12 protein-coding genes are annotated in these 16,355 nt (G+C 74.3%); 11 read left to right on the top strand and 1 reads right to left on the bottom strand.

Features of this window, described 5'->3' with window-relative positions:
- Window positions 1–6 precede the first annotated feature (6 nt).
- The 11 genes from OO60_RS33725 (at window position 7) to OO60_RS47535 (ending at window position 12,492) form a co-directional block, all read left to right on the top strand.
- Window positions 7–2,043: a hypothetical protein gene (locus tag OO60_RS33725; RefSeq protein ID WP_033262867.1), complete on the top strand. Its 2,037-nt coding sequence runs from the start codon at window positions 7–9 to the stop codon at window positions 2,041–2,043.
- Window positions 2,043–2,405 (top strand): hypothetical protein, encoded by a 363-nt coding sequence (locus OO60_RS33720; protein ID WP_033262866.1) that lies wholly within the window; start codon window positions 2,043–2,045, stop codon window positions 2,403–2,405. Before OO60_RS33725 ends, OO60_RS33720 begins: the two co-directional genes overlap by 1 nt.
- A 10-nt stretch (window positions 2,406–2,415) precedes the next feature.
- Window positions 2,416–2,961: a hypothetical protein gene (locus OO60_RS33715; RefSeq protein WP_033262865.1), complete on the top strand. Its 546-nt coding sequence runs from the start codon at window positions 2,416–2,418 to the stop codon at window positions 2,959–2,961.
- Window positions 2,958–4,427, top strand: a complete 1,470-nt coding sequence (locus OO60_RS33710; protein ID WP_033262864.1) for a baseplate J/gp47 family protein — start codon at window positions 2,958–2,960, stop codon at window positions 4,425–4,427. Before OO60_RS33715 ends, OO60_RS33710 begins: the two co-directional genes overlap by 4 nt.
- Window positions 4,428–4,430: 3 nt before the next feature.
- Window positions 4,431–6,701, top strand: coding sequence for a hypothetical protein (locus OO60_RS33705; RefSeq protein WP_033262863.1), 2,271 nt, complete (start codon window positions 4,431–4,433; stop codon window positions 6,699–6,701).
- Window positions 6,698–7,477 carry a hypothetical protein gene (locus OO60_RS33700; protein ID WP_003065469.1) on the top strand — a complete coding sequence of 260 codons (780 nt, stop codon included), beginning with the start codon at window positions 6,698–6,700 and terminating at the stop codon, window positions 7,475–7,477. Before OO60_RS33705 ends, OO60_RS33700 begins: the two co-directional genes overlap by 4 nt.
- Before the next feature lies 1 nt (window position 7,478).
- Complete coding sequence (locus OO60_RS45160) at window positions 7,479–8,204, top strand: hypothetical protein (protein ID WP_003065472.1); 726 nt, start codon at window positions 7,479–7,481, stop codon at window positions 8,202–8,204.
- On the top strand, window positions 8,201–9,148 hold the full coding sequence (locus tag OO60_RS33690; RefSeq protein WP_003065476.1) for an ATP-grasp domain-containing protein: 948 nt from the start codon (window positions 8,201–8,203) through the stop codon (window positions 9,146–9,148). The genes OO60_RS45160 and OO60_RS33690 overlap by 4 nt, the downstream gene beginning before the upstream one ends.
- On the top strand, window positions 9,145–9,873 hold the full coding sequence (locus tag OO60_RS33685) for a hypothetical protein (protein ID WP_003065479.1): 729 nt from the start codon (window positions 9,145–9,147) through the stop codon (window positions 9,871–9,873). Before OO60_RS33690 ends, OO60_RS33685 begins: the two co-directional genes overlap by 4 nt.
- An 11-nt stretch (window positions 9,874–9,884) precedes the next feature.
- Window positions 9,885–11,405, top strand: coding sequence for a right-handed parallel beta-helix repeat-containing protein (locus OO60_RS33680; RefSeq protein ID WP_003065482.1), 1,521 nt, complete (start codon window positions 9,885–9,887; stop codon window positions 11,403–11,405).
- 145 nt (window positions 11,406–11,550) lie between these two features.
- Window positions 11,551–12,492 carry a GH25 family lysozyme gene (locus tag OO60_RS47535; RefSeq protein ID WP_051767840.1) on the top strand — a complete coding sequence of 314 codons (942 nt, stop codon included), beginning with the start codon at window positions 11,551–11,553 and terminating at the stop codon, window positions 12,490–12,492.
- A gap of 7 nt (window positions 12,493–12,499) precedes the next feature.
- Here the strand turns inward: OO60_RS47535 and OO60_RS33670 are convergent.
- Window positions 12,500–16,355, bottom strand: a 3,856-nt coding sequence (locus OO60_RS33670) for a DUF6531 domain-containing protein (protein ID WP_156081340.1), incomplete at its 5' end; no start/stop codon positions are given.

Genomic DNA, 16,355 nt, shown 5'->3' with positions numbered 1-16,355 from the left:
GCACCGATGAGCCGCAGCACCCTGATCGCGACCGCCGAAGGCCCCGACGTCACGCCGGGCACGGTGCCCGCCTGGGCCGTCGTGTTCTTCGAGGAGGAGACCGGCCGGACGCTGACCACGCTCGGCAGCGAGACCTACACCGGGTCGGTGTCGGCCACCCTGCCCGCCGACCTGACCGGCGGGGCGTACGAAATCGTCTTCGAGGGCCTGACCGACGCCGACTACCAGGACATCCACGTCGCGCCCGGCAAGCACCTGGCCGCCTCCCTGCACCTGTGGTGGCAGGATTCGCCGTCCGGGGTGGCCGGCGACCTGGCCCGCTTCACCGGCCTCGACCACCCGCTCGGGGCGATCACCCCGGACCCGCCGCCGCTGAGCCTGGTCGCCGTCCTGCGCGTCGACCGGCTGTGGCGCCGCTCGGGCACCCGCCGCTTCGAGGCGGTGGTGAGCGGGCGCGAGCTGGTGACGGCTCAGCTGTCCGGAACGGACGCCGATCCGGTGCCCCAGCCGGGACTCCAGGACGCGGTCCGCGCGATCACGGACAAGGCCGGCGTGGAGCTGGTCCGGTACTACGGCCTCGCCGACGTGCCCCCGCCGCCGGGCGCGGGCGCCCCGGTGCAGATCCCGGTCCGGGAGGGCACCTGCCTGCAGGCGCTGACCGGGGTGCTGGAGGACCAGGCGCGCAAGCTGCTGCGCCGGTACGGCCAGCCGCTCGCCCTGATCCGCAACGGCGTCCTGCACGTCGGCGTGTGGGCCGGCGACGCCGGACCGCAGCTGCCGGCGGAACGCCGTGTCGACGACGACAGCGGGCTGCTCGTGATCGAGCGCGGGTCCGCCCGCCCGCGCGAGCAGGCGGCGGGGAACCGGCCGGACGCGCCGCAGTCCCGGCTGACGGTGTCGGTGACCACGCTCGGGCGGCCGGACCTCAAGCCGGGCGACACGCTCGTCGTCGAACTGCCGCCGGAGGACTTCCCGAAGGTCGAGCCGCCGAGCATCGGGGCGACGCTGCTCGGCTCGCTGAACGTGCGGCCGTTCGGCGACCCCGGCCCGGGCGCCACGCCGGTGCACTGCCGGATCACCGAGGTCAGCCACCGGGTTTCCCGCGAGGAAGGCTTCCTCACGGTCGCGAAGGCGTTCGTGCTGGCCGACGGCGACGACGGCTGGGACCTCGGCGGGACACCCGCGCCGGAAGTCCGGGCCGCACCCCAGGTCGGCGAGGCGGCCGCGGATCCCGCGCAGGCCTTCGCCGTCAGCCTCCGCGGGGCGACGGCCAGCCTCACCTCCGGTGTCGCGCAGCGGGCCCGTTCCCACGTCGGCCTCGTCCACGACCACGTGGCCGCCGAGGCGACGGAAACCCGGCACACCAGCGACTTCTGGGTCTCCCGGGATCCCGGCGACGGCACGGGCAGCACCGCGCAGCGGGTCGTGATCAGCCGGGACGCGCCCGCCGAGGCGCACCGGGTGCCCTACGCGACGCCGTTCGCGTGGGGGAACTTCGGCCTGGTGCTGCCGCGCTACCCGGGTACCAGGGCGCTGCTGGTCGACGGCGCCGGCGGACCCGGGGAGTACGTGGACGCCGGGGCGCTGTGGGTGCTGGGCGCGGGCCCGGCGGCCCAGGCCGGCGACTACTGGCTGGCCCTGCCGGCGAACGTCGAAGCGCCCGAACACCTGCCGCACGACGGTTCGCCACCGTCCGAAGTGGACCAGGTGCCGCTGGACGGTGCCGCGGCGCACGACCTGACCGACCGCCGGGGCAACCGGGTCGTCGAGACGGCCCGGTTCGTGCTGCGCGTGGTCGACGACCCCGGCGGCCTGACGCCCGTCCCGCAGCGGCCGGACCCGGAAGCGGGCGCGCCCGCCGGCAGCGTGCTGATCGAGACCAAGCCCGAATCCGGGACCCCCGCGCGGATCCTGCTGCGGGCCGACGGGAGCGTGACGATCACCGGCTCGTCGATCACCTTCGACGCCGGCGACGGGCAGATCGACTTCCGGGCCAAGGACGTCCGGGTGGCGCTGGCCGGCGGAACGATGGACGTGAGCTGATGGCCTTCCCCGTCACGATCTCCGGCACGTTCACCTGCGCGCACCAGGGCGTCCGCCCGGCACCGGCCGGCGACGCGAAGCTCACCGTCGGCAGGAAGCCGGTGCTGCTGTTCTCCCAGGCCGCCGCGACCGCGACCTACCTGGGGTGCGTTTTCCCGCAGGGAGCCCCGCCGACGCCGTGCAAGACGACGTCGGCACCCGCCCCCAACCCGGGAGCGGCGCGGCTGCTCACCGCCGGCGGCGCGCCGGTGCTCCTGGACGCCCTGCGCGCCACCACCGAGAACGCCCCGTTCACCCCGCCACCGGACCCCGCGAAGACCGTCACGGTCGACGCGGGCCAGGACAAGCTCACCGCTTCGTGAAGGAACGATGATGACCGCTGCTCTGCCACCGCCCCCGCCGGGCGACGACTCCGCCGTCCGCCGCCGCCGGCTGCTCGGGTTCGGGCCGCGCGCCGACCTGACCGACCGCGCGGACACCGCCCGCGACCTGGTGCTGCGGGCCGGCGCGACCGGCGTCGACCTCGACCTCGTCGAAGGGGTGGACGCGCTCTGCCAGGACCTCGCGATCGGGCTCACCACGCTGCGCGGCAGCGACCCGTTCAACGTGCGGTTCGGCTTCCTCGGCCTGACCCCGCTGGTGCGCCAGACGTCGCCGGTGCTCGCGCGGGAAGGGCTGCGCAGCGCGGTGATCGAGATGGTGGCCGCCGACCCGCGGGTGCGGCGGGTGGTCGACCTGACCACGCCGACGCCGACCGAAGGCCCGGCCTCGCGGTCGTTCGCCATCACCGTCTCGTTCGAAGCGATCACCGGCGACCCGGCGACGCTGGCCACCGGCGGCCTCGCCACCGGCGCCGAGTGGGGCGCCGTCGACACCCCGGGCGTCGCCGCGTCCGGCACTCCCGGGAGGACACCATGAGCTCCGAGACCAGCATCGACCTGACCGACGTCCTGGCCGTCGACGAGAGCGTCACCCGCTCCACCGGCAGCGGCGCGTTCGGCGTCACGCCGTCGGGGTTCCTGCCCAAGCCGTTCACGCGGCTGCTGGCCGAGAAGATCGCGCTCGCCCAGCAGCTGATCGACCCGGCCATCGACCTGACCAGCGGCAGCGTCGTGCGCAAGCTGCTGGAGGTCACCGCACTGGAGGACGCGCGGACCTGGGCGGCGCTGGCGGCGGAGTACGACGACAGCTTCGTCAGCACGGCCCGCGGCCGCGCATTGTCCGACCTGGGCGCGGAACTCGGCATCACCCGGCCGTTCCGCACCGCGACCGGGGCCGTCACGCTGACCCTGTCGCAGGCGCTGCCGGCGGGCGTGGCGACCCTCGTGCTGCCCCGCGGTTCGCGGCTGTCCACCCCGGGCGGGCACCGCATCGCGCTCGCCGCCGGGGTCCAGTTCACCGCCGGCGTGACGTCGGCCGTCGCGCCGGTGACGAGCTTCGACCCGGGCCCGGCCGGCAACCTCGACCCCGCGGTGACCGACGCCGGGGGCGGGCACCCGCAGCGGATCGACCGGTGGGAGATCGCCGACCCGAAACTCGCCCCGATGGTCGCGGCCGACGTGGCGGCGGGCCTGCACCCCACGGTGTCGTCGATCGGCCAGGGCCTGGTCAGGGTCCAGCACAGCCAGGCGCTGAGCGGGGGCGACGCGCAGTTCGACGACGACCGCTACCGCGCGCTACTGCTGAACGCGCCGAGGTCGCTGTGGACGGCCGAGGCGATCGCGGCGACGGTGTCGCTGGTGCCCGGCGTGCGGCAGGTCGCGGTGCGCGACGGGGCCGGCGGGCTCGACCTGTCCCAGTCGATCTTCGGCCAGTTCACCTTCTTCGAGCGGCTGTTCGCGGCCGACCGTGACCTGTCGTCGCCGTTCTTCGTCACCGTGCTCGTCGCGCCCACCGAGGCCGCGGTCTGGGACGGCGCGTCCGGGCTGCGCGCGGCCGTGCAGCAGGCCATCCGCGACGTCCGCCCGGTCGGGATCTTCCCCGACGTGGTGCGGGCGGAGCAGGTGTTCTTCACCGTCGACGTCGACGTGGTGACCTCGGGCCTGCCGCTGCCGTCCGGGTCGCTCGCCAGCCGCAACCTCAGTCCCGCCGCGCTCGCGCTCAAGCAGCGGCTGGCGGCCCGGCTGCGCGGGGTCGTCGACGGCCTGACCCTCGCCGAACCCGTCCGGGCCGCCGCGCTGTCCGCGGCCTTGATGGCGGAGCCCGGCATCGTCGACGTCAACGGGCTCCAGCTGGTCCGGTTCCCGCGCTCGATCGACGCCGTGGGGTCCGGCGGCGAGGACAACACCGCACCCGAGGAGCTCGACGTGGACGAGAACCTGATCGTGGGGGCCGACCAGATCGCGGTCTTCGTCGACTCGCCCGGCCGGCTGACGGTGCGGTGAGCCATGACGAACCCCGTACCGACCTCGCTGCTCGACCCGGCCGGCCTCGGCGCCGGCGTGCTGGCCGCCGCGGCGGCCGAACTGATCGGGCCGCTGTCGACGGCGGCGACCCCCCGGCCGCTGGCGTTGCACGCGTCCCCGCCGCCGGGCCCCACCGGGCAGGCCGAGGCCGCGGTCGCCGTCGCGACCAGGCAGCCACTGGTGCTGTGCACCGTACTGTCCGATGTGGACGCTCAGGGGCTGACGATCCTGCCCGCCCTGCAGTCCGGGAACGGTCAGCCGCAGCCGCTTCCGGTGGTGACGTTCGCGCCGCACACCGCGGCGGGCACCGCGCTGGTCGCCGCCGTGCCACCGGCGGGCAAGGGAGACGCCGTTGCCCCGTTCTCCGTGCTGGCGCGCGGACTTCGCGGCGGCCGGACCGGCACCGGGCTCAGCGCGGCGCAGCTGATCGCCGCCGTCCGGTTCGACCTCGTCGAAGGCGTGCTCGGGCGGCTGCTCACCGTGCTGCTCGACGAGAAGGGCCGGATCCGCCGGACCGCGCGGCAGATCCGCGCGATGCGGACCCTGGACGTGGCGAGCGGCAACGCGCTCGACCGGCTCGGCGCCGATCTGTCCTGCCCGCGGTTCGCCGACGAGCTGTTCTGGGACGCCGGGCGGCAGAGCCCCGCCACCCGGCCGCTCCAGCCGCCCGGCACCCGCGAGGACGACGCGTCCTACCGGGCCCGGCTGCGGGTGCTCCGCGGCGTGCGGCTGCCCGGCAAGCCGTGGATCGACTCGGCGCTGGGCGGCTTCCTCGCCGACGTCGGCGTGGCGAGCCCGGTGACCGCCGACGAGTCGGTGGACCCGCAGCTGATCGCGCTGCGGCTGGTCGCCCCCGGCGCACCGGGCAAGATCCCCGCGCTGCTCAACGCGATCCGGCGGGTGCACCTGATCTGGCCCGCCGGCAGCACGGAAGGCGACGACAGCCACGCGAACCGCCTGCTGCCACCCGATGAGGTCGCCCGCATCGACACCTTGCGCGCGGCGCTCGCCACCTGGCAGGTGGAACCCTTCCAGCCGGTGGCGCCCGCCGTGGCCGAGGCGCTGACCACGCTCGACCGGCGGTGCGCCCAGCTGGGCGCGCGGCCGTGGCCCCGTGTCCTCAAAGGACAGGACAACGCCGGCGGATCCCGGTTCGAGCTCGGGCTCGGGGCGCTGCTCGCCGCGCCCGTCGCCGCTCAGCTCGACGCCGCGGTCACCGCGGCCGGCCAGTTGAAGGACCCGGACCTGGTGCCGCAGCCGAGGGCGGCGGACCCGGCCGGGGCGTGGCTGCTGCGCGCCTGCGGCCTGCGCACGGTCGAGCCGGGCGCCGACGGCACGGTGTTCGTCAGCACCGCGCCGATGGGCCCGCTCGTCATGGACGTCGAACCCGACTCCGACGGCGACGTCCCGCTGACCCTGACCGCGCGGCTGGTCTCGGCCACCGACCCCGAGCACGACGTGCCGGTGGTTTCGGTGATCACCGCGCTCGCGGGCGCGCAGCTGACCCCGGTCGCGAACCCGGCCGCGGTGCTGGCGGGCGCGCGGCCGACGACCACCGTCCCCGGCTTGGACGCCGCGCTCGACAGCCGGAGCTTGCCGAAGGTCACCGACGTCACCGCGTTCACCCGGGAGCTGGGCACCGTGTCACCGCGGGACTACGTGCTCTTCGACCTCGGGGCCACCCGCACGGCCGCCGTGATCGCGAACTCCGGCGTGCTGAGCCCGGTGTTCACCACGGCGGCCGACGCCGGCGCGAGCAGCGTCGTCGCACTGGTCACCGGAGCCGGGACGCTCGCGCTGCTGTTCGGCGTCGCCGGGCTCCCGCTCGCGGGCAGCAACCTGGCCGGGGAGCACACCCTGATCCACCGGTGGCAGGTGCGCGGGCTCGGGACGCAGCACGCCACCCTCTCGTCGAGGCGGGGGTCCGTCGTCAGGATCCCGGTCTCGAACGAGGGGATCAGCGTCGTGTCCTGCGTGCTGGGTCAGCACTCCGGCGCGAACAACCCGTACACGTGGCGGCCGTCGCTGCCCGACGGCGCGCTGCTGACCCTGCGCCAGTACGAGCACCTGCTCAACATCGTCGAGCTGGTGACGCCCGCCGGGGTGCGGGCCGACACCTTCGCGATCCGGCGGCGCCACCTGGACGTGGACGGCTCCGGCAAGTCCACGGGCCTGACCATCGCCGCCGCCCGGGCCTACCGGCACTACCGCTTGGCGCCTTCGGCCCGGGCAGGACAAGGAGAGAGCTCATGAGCGACGAACCCGAGAGGACCGGCGAGGAGCAGCTCGTCCACGGCGTCCCGGCGCACCCGATCGTCGACGCCCTGCGGTCGGCGGGCGTCGCGGAGGACGACGTCGTCGCGGTGCTGGGCCGGGCGATCGCCCGGCAGTCCGGTGCCGGCCTCACGACGACGGTGACCCCGCCGTTCGTGTTCCAGACCACCGTGCCCCAAGTGGCGCCCCAGTGCGAGGTGCACTTCGAACCCTCGTTCACGCACCCGGACTTCGTCGACGGCGTGACCGTGGTGCAGGCCGGGGAGACGCCCACCGAGATCGGCTTCAACCGGCGGTTCCACGCGATCGAAGACGACCTGGCCGACATCGCCGACGCCCTGCGCACGGTCAGCAACTGCATGAAGGAGCTGCGGCTGGAGCTCTTCGGCGTGGTCCAGGAGCTGCAGGTGAAGATCACCGCGCTCGACCGCCGGATCGACCCCCTCAAGGACAAGGCGGAAACCAAGGAGACGAAGGAAAAGGAAAAGGAGAAGGAAGGCAAGGACACCAAGGAAAAGGAGGGCAAGGACGACAAGGAGAAGGAAAAGGAGATCAAGGAAAAGGAGAAGGACAAGGAAAAAGAGGGGGAGAAGGACGGGTCCAAGGAGTTCACCGAACTCGCCGGGGCCGTCCCGCCGGACCCGCTGCCGCCCGCGTCGGAGGAGAACGAAGGCGGCGACCGCACGTTCATCTCGCTGGCGGACCGCCCCGACGTCGGCCGGAACGCGCTGGCCGACCCCGAGGAGGACAGCTGAGATGCTGCTGATCCTCGCCCACGACCGGGATCCGGCGGCCCGCGCCCTTGCCCTCCGGTGGGGCGGCGACGCGCTCCTGCTCACCGTCGGCGACCTGCACCAGGCCCGGTGGCGCCTCGACGTGGACCGGGACGGCCGGGTCACCACCGGGCTGGCGGCGGCCGACGGGACACCGATCCCGGTGACCGGCGTGGTGAACCGGCTGGGCGTGATCACCGGCGCGGACCTGGCCAGGGTGCACCCCCGGGACCGCGCGTACGCCGGGGCCGAGCTGACCGCGTTCCTGCTCGCCTGGCTCGACGCGTGCCCGGCCCCGGTGCTGAACCCGCCCACCCCGAGGTGCTTGAACGGTCCGGCGTGGTACCCCGAAGAGTGGGCGAACGCGGCCGCGTCGGTGGGCCTGCGGGTCGACGCCGTCCACCTCAGCCTCGAGCTCGCCACGGCGCCACCGGCCGCGGTCCCGGCGTGGGACGACGGCGTCCGCGTGCAGGTGATCGGGGACGCCTGGGTCGGCGGCGTGCACCCCGCGGTGGGCCGCAGGCTGGCCGGACTCGCCCGCCTGGCGGGTACGCCACTGCTCACCGCGACCGTGTCCGGCCCGGGGCCGCACGCCCGGGTGCGGGACATCTCGGCCTGGCCGGACCTGGCCGTCCCCGAGGTGGCCGACGCCGTCGCGGCCGCGCTGCGGGGCGTCCCGGCGGACGACGTCTCGGCGGTGGCCGGATGACGATCCTGCTGTGGGGCCTGCTGCGGGACCACCCGATCGCCGCGGTGCGGGAGCGGCTGCGGCAGCTCGGCGCCCCCGTCCGGTTCCTCGACCAGCGACGGGTGCTCGACACGACCGTGCGGGTCGACGGCGGCCGGTTCAGCCGGACCGTGGTGACCGTCGACGGCGAGGAGTTCGACCTCGACCGCGTCCACGCCGCCTACCTGCGCCCGCACGACAGCACCCGGCTGCCCGCCCTGCGCACGCGTACGCCGTCCTCCCCGGAGTGGCGGCACGCCGCCGGCGTCGACCAGGTGCTGACCGCCTGGTCCGATCGCACCCCCGCCTACGTCCTGAACCGGCCGGCCGCCGCGGCGAGCAACGGGTCCAAGCCGTACCAGCTGCGGGCCATCGCGGCGGCCGGCTTCTTCGTGCCGCCGACCCTGGTCACGAACGACCCGGACCAGGTCGAGGCGTTCGCCCGCGAACACGGCGAGGTCATCGTCAAGTCGGCCAGCGGGGTCCGCAGCCGGGTGCGCCGGCTGGGGCCCGCCGACGCCGCCCGGATGGCGGACGTGGCGACCTGCCCGACCCAGTTCCAGCGGCACGTGCCGGGCACCGACGTGCGGGTGCACGTCGTCGGCGCCGAGGTGTTCGCCGCCGAGGTGGACAGCGATGCCGACGACTACCGCTACGCCCGGGTGCAGGGGCACCGCGACCCGGTCCTGACCGGCATCGACCTGCCCGCCGGCGTCGCGGCCCGCTGCCAGGACCTGTCGAAGCGGCTCCGGCTCCCGGTGGCGGGCGTCGACCTGCGCCGCACGCCGGACGGCGAGTGGTACTGCTTCGAGGTCAACCCGTCGCCCGGGTTCACCTACTACGAGTCGAGGACCGGCCAGCCGATCGCGGCGGCCGTCGCCGGGCTGCTCGCCGCGGCGGCGTTGTGCCAGGAGCGTGCCGTATGACCACAGTGGACACCGGGGCCCGCCCGGTCGAAGAGATCCGGTTCGGCGGCGCGCGGGCCTTCGGCGTCGAGCTGTTCACCCCCGGCGAAGTGGCCGAGGTCGCCGCCGCCGTGGCCGCCGTCCCGGCCGGGCTGCGGCACGGAGCCCGGGAGGTGCCCAGCCTCAGCACGATCGGCGAGGCGTTCTACCTCAACCGCGAGCGCCCCGGCTACTACGCGGCCTGCGCCCGCGCGGAGAACCGCCTGCTGTACCGGCACTTCCGGCTCGTCCACGAGCGCGTCGCGGTGTTCTTCGAGCAGCGGTACGGGATGCCGGTGGTGTACGCCGAGGACCTGGCAGTCCCGGGCTTCCACCTGTTCGAGTTCCCGGAGCCCGGCGAGTACCCCGGCGGCGGCTGGCACGTTGACTCCCTCGAGACGCAGGTGCCGTCCCTCGTGGCCCGCCGGGCCGCGATCACCGCGGTGGTCAACTTCACCGTGCCGTTCGTGCTGCCGGACGGGGGAAGCGGCCTGGACCTGGAGGCCGACGTGCCCGGCGCGCCGCCCGGGCGCCGGGGCGGCGGCGAGCCGGTCACCGTGCCCTACCGCGCCGGAACGATGGTCTTCACCGAAACCGAGCTGTGGCACCGGATTTCCGGCTCGCGGTGCCGGAAACCCGGCCAGCGCCGGGTGACCCACCAGGGCCACGGTGTCCGGCTCGGCGACCGCTGGCTCTTCTTCTGGTGAAAGGTGTTGTGATGGAACGGATCCGACGGCGGGCGCTGCTGGTGACCACGGCGATCGCCGCCCTTTCGGTCGGCACCGCCGTCGTCGTGTCGGCGGCCGCGGTGCCCAAGGCAGGCTCGGGGACCGGTGGGTGCTTCGACCCCGCGGTCTTCGGCGCGGTGCCGGACGACGGCGCCGACGACCGGGCGCCGGTGCAGGCCGCCATCGACGCGGCGGGCGCCGCGGGCGGCGGCACGGTGTGCCTGGGCAGCGGGCGCTGGCGGGTGTCCCGCGCCCCGGTGGGGTCCTACGACCGGTTCGCCGCGCTGTCCACCCACAGCGCGCACGTGACGATCACCGGCAGCGGGCCGGGCACGGTGCTCGAACTGGCCGGCGACCAGCAGGCCGGTGCGGTCTCGGTGGTGTCGCTCGACCCGGGGGCGAGCGACACCACCGTCGAACGGCTCACGATCGACACCTCGGCGGCGACGAACACCGACGAGCAGACCCACGCGATCGAGATCGGCTCCGGCGTCTGCTCGGCCGCGAACGGAACCTGCTCGCTGCCGGTCACCGACGTCACGGTGCGGGACGTCGTCTTCCACCACCCGGCGGCGCCCGGGGCGCGGAAGGGCGACTGCGTCCGGCTGCTCGGCAACACCCCGGCCACCGCGGTCCGGCGCGTGACGATCGCGGGCGGCTCGTTCGTCAGCTGCGCGCGCTCCGGGATCGGCGTGCAGCGCAACGTGTTCTCGCTGGCGGTCCTGGGCAACCACTTCGGCGAGCAGATCGGCGACACCGCGTTCGACGGCGAGGCCACCGGCGGCGACTGGGACGACGGGCTGCGGCTCGAAGGGAACTCCTTCGCCGATTCGACGGTGACCTTCAGCGCGTCCCTGACGTCCTACCGGCACGCGACGATCACCGGCAACACGTTCGGCGGCAAGGGCCTGTCCCTGTACCGCACCCAGGACGTCGTCGTGGCGGACAACACCTTCGACGTGACGGCGCTGAGCGGGGCCGGGGTCGTCGACTCGCAGAACGTCGCCACCGGTGACAAGATCGCCGGCAACGTCATCCGGCGGCACGGCGTGGCCGGCCCCGGCATCCGGGTCACCCCGCACAGCGGCGGGTTCCCGGCCCAGGTGACGATCACCGGCAACACGATCGCGGTGGACGGCGACGCGGACGGCGTCTACGGCGATTCAGTGCACGAGATCGGCGTCCGGGACAACGACATCACCTTCACCGAAGCGGCCCCGGACGGGTCCGGGATCGCGCTGCAGGGCATCAGCGGGCCGATCGAAGACGCGACGATCACCGGCAACACGGTGACCGGGCCGGGCCCGTACTTCGCCGCGGTCCGCCTGGATTCGCGGCCGGAGCCGTTCCACGGGGTCACGGTCGCGCTCAACTCGGCGCGCGGCGCGGCCCGGTCGCTGCAGTGCACGCAACGCGCGGCGGGCGGCTTCCCGCCGTCGATCGTTTCGACCGGGAACCGGTGGGACGTCCCGCCGTCCTGCCCGGTCGCCACGCTCCAGCCGGGGCAGTAGCGGAAGGGAAAGTGTTGTCGCACAGAAGAATTCGGGCTCGGGACCGTGCTCAGGTCCACCTTCGTGCTGCAGGCGGTCCCGTCGCCGGCGGTCCCGCTGCAGCTGGACATGACGCTGTTCTGCGCGCGATGAGAGGAGATCCGTGATGGCCAGGGGAACCGACGTCCATCCGTTCTACCAGCGCGGCCTGCGCTGGGACCAGGCCGGCGACATCGCGTTCGCCTGGGTCAAGGTGTCCGACGGCGGGGCGCCCTACCAGCACGCCGAAGGCGGGGTGGTCTACCGGCCGGACACGCACGTGGCGGGCGCGAAGGCGCAGGGCATCCCGGTCGGCGGCTACCACTACGCCCAGCTCGCCCCCGGCCCGGAGCGGCAGGCGGACGTCCTGGCCGGCGAGGTCCGGCGGCTCGGCGCGACGGGGGTCGTGCCGCTGCTGGACCTCGAGGCCCCGTTCCACCCGGACGCGGCGGCCGCGGAGTTCGCCATCGCGTTCTGCCGGCGGATCGCGGCGGCGGGCTTCCGCCCGGCGGTCTACCTGAGCGCGTCGTTCGCGGCGGTGCTGCGGCCCGACCAGTGGGACGTGCCGGGGCTGGTGATCGTGATCGCCCGCTACGGCGCCCGCCCGGAAGCACCGGGGCCGGGCCGCTACCCGGGCCGCTACGACGTCCACCAGTACACCAGCGGCGGCACCCTGCCCGGCTCGGCGGGTGCGGTCGACTTCGACGAGTCCTACACCGGAAACCACCTCGACCCGGAGGCTGCCATGCCCTTCACCAGCGACGACTTCGCCCACCTGATGTGGGGGAACGTCTTCGACGTCAACGGGAACCGCAACTACGCGGCGTTCATCAAGGACATGGACGCGAAGCTGACGGCCCTCGGGTCGTCCCTCGACGCGGTCACGAAGCTGATCACGGACAGCCCGGATCACCCGGTCGACGCGCAGAAGCTCGCCGACGCCCTGGAGGGCAAGCTGGTGGCCGACCTGGTCCCGGCGGTGACCCAGGCCGTGGCCACGGCGGCGGGCGGCGAGATCGCGGACGAGGTGCGGAAGATGCTCGTCGAGCGCCTCGGCACCCCGGCCTGAGGCGCCCTCAGCGGGTGGTCCGGTCCCAGATCAGCACCGGGGGTTCGTCCGGGAAGTCGGTGTCGTGGGCCCAGACCTTGTCGACCTTCGGGTTGTGCCGCAGGATCGGGAACTCGTCCATGTCGAACACGTTGTTCGGCCGGCGCGAACCCAGCTCGTCGCCGTGGCCGGGCCAGCCGCTCGACTTGCCCGGCGTGTTCGGCAGCGCGATGTGGACGTCGCCTTCCGCGTTGTGGGCCAAGGCCTTCGACGCGTCCTTCCACACCTTCTCGCCGTTCGGGTGGTTGTCGGAGAACTTCGGCATCTCGACGCCGTTGTCCTTCAGGATGCCTTCGAGGGTGTTGCCGCCGTTCTTCTTCGCCATGCCGATCGCCGGGTCCTCGATCGAGCCGTGGTACTTCGAGTCCGAGATCTTGGCGCCGGTGACGGGGTCGACGTGCTCGTCCTTGATGTGCCCGCCCGACCAGAACCAGGACTTGTCCTTGCCCGGCGCCATCATCTCGTCCCACTTCTTCGAGAACTCGGCGTACTGCTCGTCGGTCATGTTGTGCGGCCGGATCTTGCCGTCCGGGTCGCGGAACTCGCCGAGGCCGTCCGGCTTCTTGGCGCCCGGCGGCAGCTTCGCCGCGTCGCCGCCGCCCGCCGGGCTGTCCGGGGCCTTCGGGCCGCCCGTCTTGCCGCACGGGCTCTGCACCAGGCCGAGCGGGTCGCCCTGCAGGTGCGGCTGCCCGACGTAGGCCACCGGGTCGGGTGCCGCGGCCAGGCCGAGCGGGTCCTGGCTCAGGTACCGCCCGGTCCGCGGGTCGTAGTAGCGGTAGACGTTGTAGTGCAACCCGGTCTCGGCGTCGCGGTACTGGCCGGGGAAGGCCAGCGGCATCGGCGCGCTCCCGGAGCTCGACGGCAGCAGCTCGCCCCAGAAGCTCGTGCGTATCTGCCGGCCGAGCGTGCCGTCCGGAGCGACGAGCTCGGTCGGCGTGCCCGCCGGTGACGTCACGACCGAGTGGAAGCGCACCTCGGCGCCGCGCTGCTCGACCTGGACCACCGGGCGGCCGTCGCCGGGGTGCCGTTCCCAGGTGAGCACGCGCGAGGACCCGTCGTCGGCCACCTCGATCTCCTCGACGAGCTCGGCGCCGCTCCAGACGAACCACGTTTCGGCCGTCTGCCGCGGGGCGCCGTCGTCGCCGAGCACCCAGCGCCGCTTGGCGAACCGGCGGCCGAGCCCGTCGTAGCGGTAGGTCCAGAACGACTCGTCCGGGGCGACGACGGCGATCAGCCGGTCCAGCTCGTCCCAGACCAGCCGCCATTCCGCCGGTCCGGCCGGGGTGGCCAGGACCCGGCCGGTGACGCGGCCCTGCGGGTCGTGGCCGTACCGCGTCCCGGGCGGCGGCACGAGCCGGCCCGCCGGATCGTAGGCGAAGCGTTCGACGCCCTCGGGCGCGTGCACCTCCGCGACGCGGCCCGCCGGGTCGAACCCGAACCGGACCGGCCGCGGGTCGTCGATCGCGGCGAGCCTGCCGTCCGGCGTGTACGTGTACGCGCGCCGCCCCAGCCCGGCGATCACCTGCTCGCCGAGCCGGTCCGCGGCGTCGAACACCTGGCGCAGCACCTCGGTTCCGTCGACCGAACGAGCGATCTCGCGGCCGGCTTCGTCGTACTCGAAGGCGATTTCGTGCCCCACGATCCGGAGGGACACCGGGCGGTCGCCGTCGTAGTGCCACTCACTGTCCACACCGGACAGAGTGTGCCGCCGGACGCTCGTGGCCGCGTAGGTCCACCGCACGCCGAGGCCGTTCAGCGTTTCCTCGCGGACGCGCCCGCGTTCGTCGCGCACGATCTGCACGACCGACTCGTTGTCGACCGCGTACTCGAGCTGTCCGAGCGCGTCGTAGGCGTACCCGGTGACGCCGGTGGCCGTGCGGCGTTCGACGACGTTGCCGAGCACGTCGTAGGCGTACTCGGTGACTTCGCCGAGGCCGTTGGTCATCCGGCGCAGCTGCCCGGCCTCGTCGTAGGCGTAGGCGAGCCGGCGTCCGTCGAAGTCGGTCTCCTCGACCAGCCGTCCGGCGGGGTCGTAGGTGTAGTGCCAGGTCTGCCCGCGCGGGTTGGTCACCGCGACCAGCCGCAGCTCGGCGTCGTAGCGGTACGCCGTGCGCGCGCCGGCGGCGTCGAACTCCTCGACCGGCAGGCCGAACGGGCCGTACGTGCGCCGGGTCGTCCGCCCGGCGGCGTCGCGGTGCTCCACGACCCGGCCTTCGCCGTCGTGGCGCCAGCTCTCCCGGGCCCCGTCGGGGCCGGTCCGCCAGGAGCGCTGCCCTTCGGCCGTCCAGCCGAGCCGGGCCGCGCCGCCGGAGGCGGTGTGCACCAGCCGGGGCCTGCCGAACGGGTCGCGGTCGCCCGGCCGCGCCGCCGCGGTGAACACCGGTTCGCCGCCGAGGGGGTCCGCCGGGCCGTCGATGCGCAACCGCGTGGAGACCCCCGGGAGCGCGGCGTAGGGGTCGGCCGCGGCGGTCACCACCCGGGCGCCGCCGGCCCGCAGCTCCACCTCGCCGGTCGCGGTGGGCGTCAGCCGCACCTCGGAACCGTCCGGGCGCGTCACGGTCGCCAGCACGCCGTTTTCGTAGCCGTAGAAGGTGATCCGGCCCAGTTCGTCGGTCTGCGAGAGCAGGTCGTCGTAGCGGGTCCACGAGTAGCGGCGGGTGTGCCCGAGCGGGTCGGTGCGCTCGACGAGCTGGCCGGCCTCGTTCAGCCGGTAGGTCCAGGTGTGGCCGAGCGCGTCGGTGTGCCGGGTGGTCCGGCGTCCGGTGTCGTAGGCGAACGTGCCGTCGAGGTAGCGCCCGGCGCCGACGCTGCGTACGCAGCGGCCCTCGGCGTCGTAGACGTAGCGGTACCAGGTGCCGGTGCGGTCCTGCCAGCCGACGATCCGGTCGTCGACGTCGTAGTCGAGGTTCACCGGGCGGCCGCTGAACCCGGCGATCTGGGTCAGCTGGCCGAGCCGGTTGTAGCCGTACCGGACGACGGGCGCGCCGCCGGGCACGCCGAGCGCGGTGATCCGGCCGGCGCCGGCTTCGACGGCGATCTCGGTGCCGTCGTCCCGGCGCAGCAGCCGCGGGACCCCGCTTTCGGTGTGGTCGATGGTGGTGCGGGAGCCGTTCTGTTCGATCGCCGTCAGCGGGAGCACCCGGCCTTCGCCGGCGAACTCCAGGTCGCGGGCACCGGCCGAGAGCCGGTAGCCGGCGGCGGTCCGGCGCAGCGGGTGGCGCGGCCCCTCGATCGGCAGCACGGGCTCGTCGCCGTCCGGGAGCGGGTACCCGAGGACCATGCCGTCCTCGGCGAAGAACCGGACCTGCGCGCGGCCGACCTCCAGCCGCTGGTCCAGTGTGGACGCCCAGGAGCGGCCGAACCACCGGCCGGCGCGGTAGGCCGACAGGTGGGTCCGCGACAGCACGAGGTCGCCCGCGTCGCCGGGCAGGGTCAGGTCGATCTGGGCCAGCACGACCTCGCCGGTGGCGACGTCGACCGGGTCGGAGACGCAGACCTTCTTGTCGTCCGGCACCGCGCGGTCGCGCGGGCCGTCCTCCTTCGGCTTGCCGCCGCCGGCTCCGCCCTTCGGCGTGCCCCCGGGCGGCGCGTCGTTCTTCGGCGGTGGCGGGGTGTCGGCCGGCGGGTCGCTCTTGGGCGGCGGATCCGTCTTGGGCGGCGCGTCGGTCTTGGGCGGCGGGTCGCCCTTCGCGCCGGACGCCGTGGTGCTGTCGCCGTTCTTCGGGCCGCTCTTGATGTCGGCGTGCTTCGGCGGCGGCGCAGCCTTACCCGGCTTGATGTTCTTCAACGCCTTCGCCGCATCCGCGAACAAATCACCCGCCCGC

Source organism: Amycolatopsis vancoresmycina (genome assembly GCF_000716785.1).
GTDB lineage: Bacteria > Actinomycetota > Actinomycetes > Mycobacteriales > Pseudonocardiaceae > Amycolatopsis > Amycolatopsis vancoresmycina.
The sequence above is the reverse complement of the archived record's forward strand: the minus strand, read 5'-3'. Positions and strand labels throughout refer to the sequence as shown.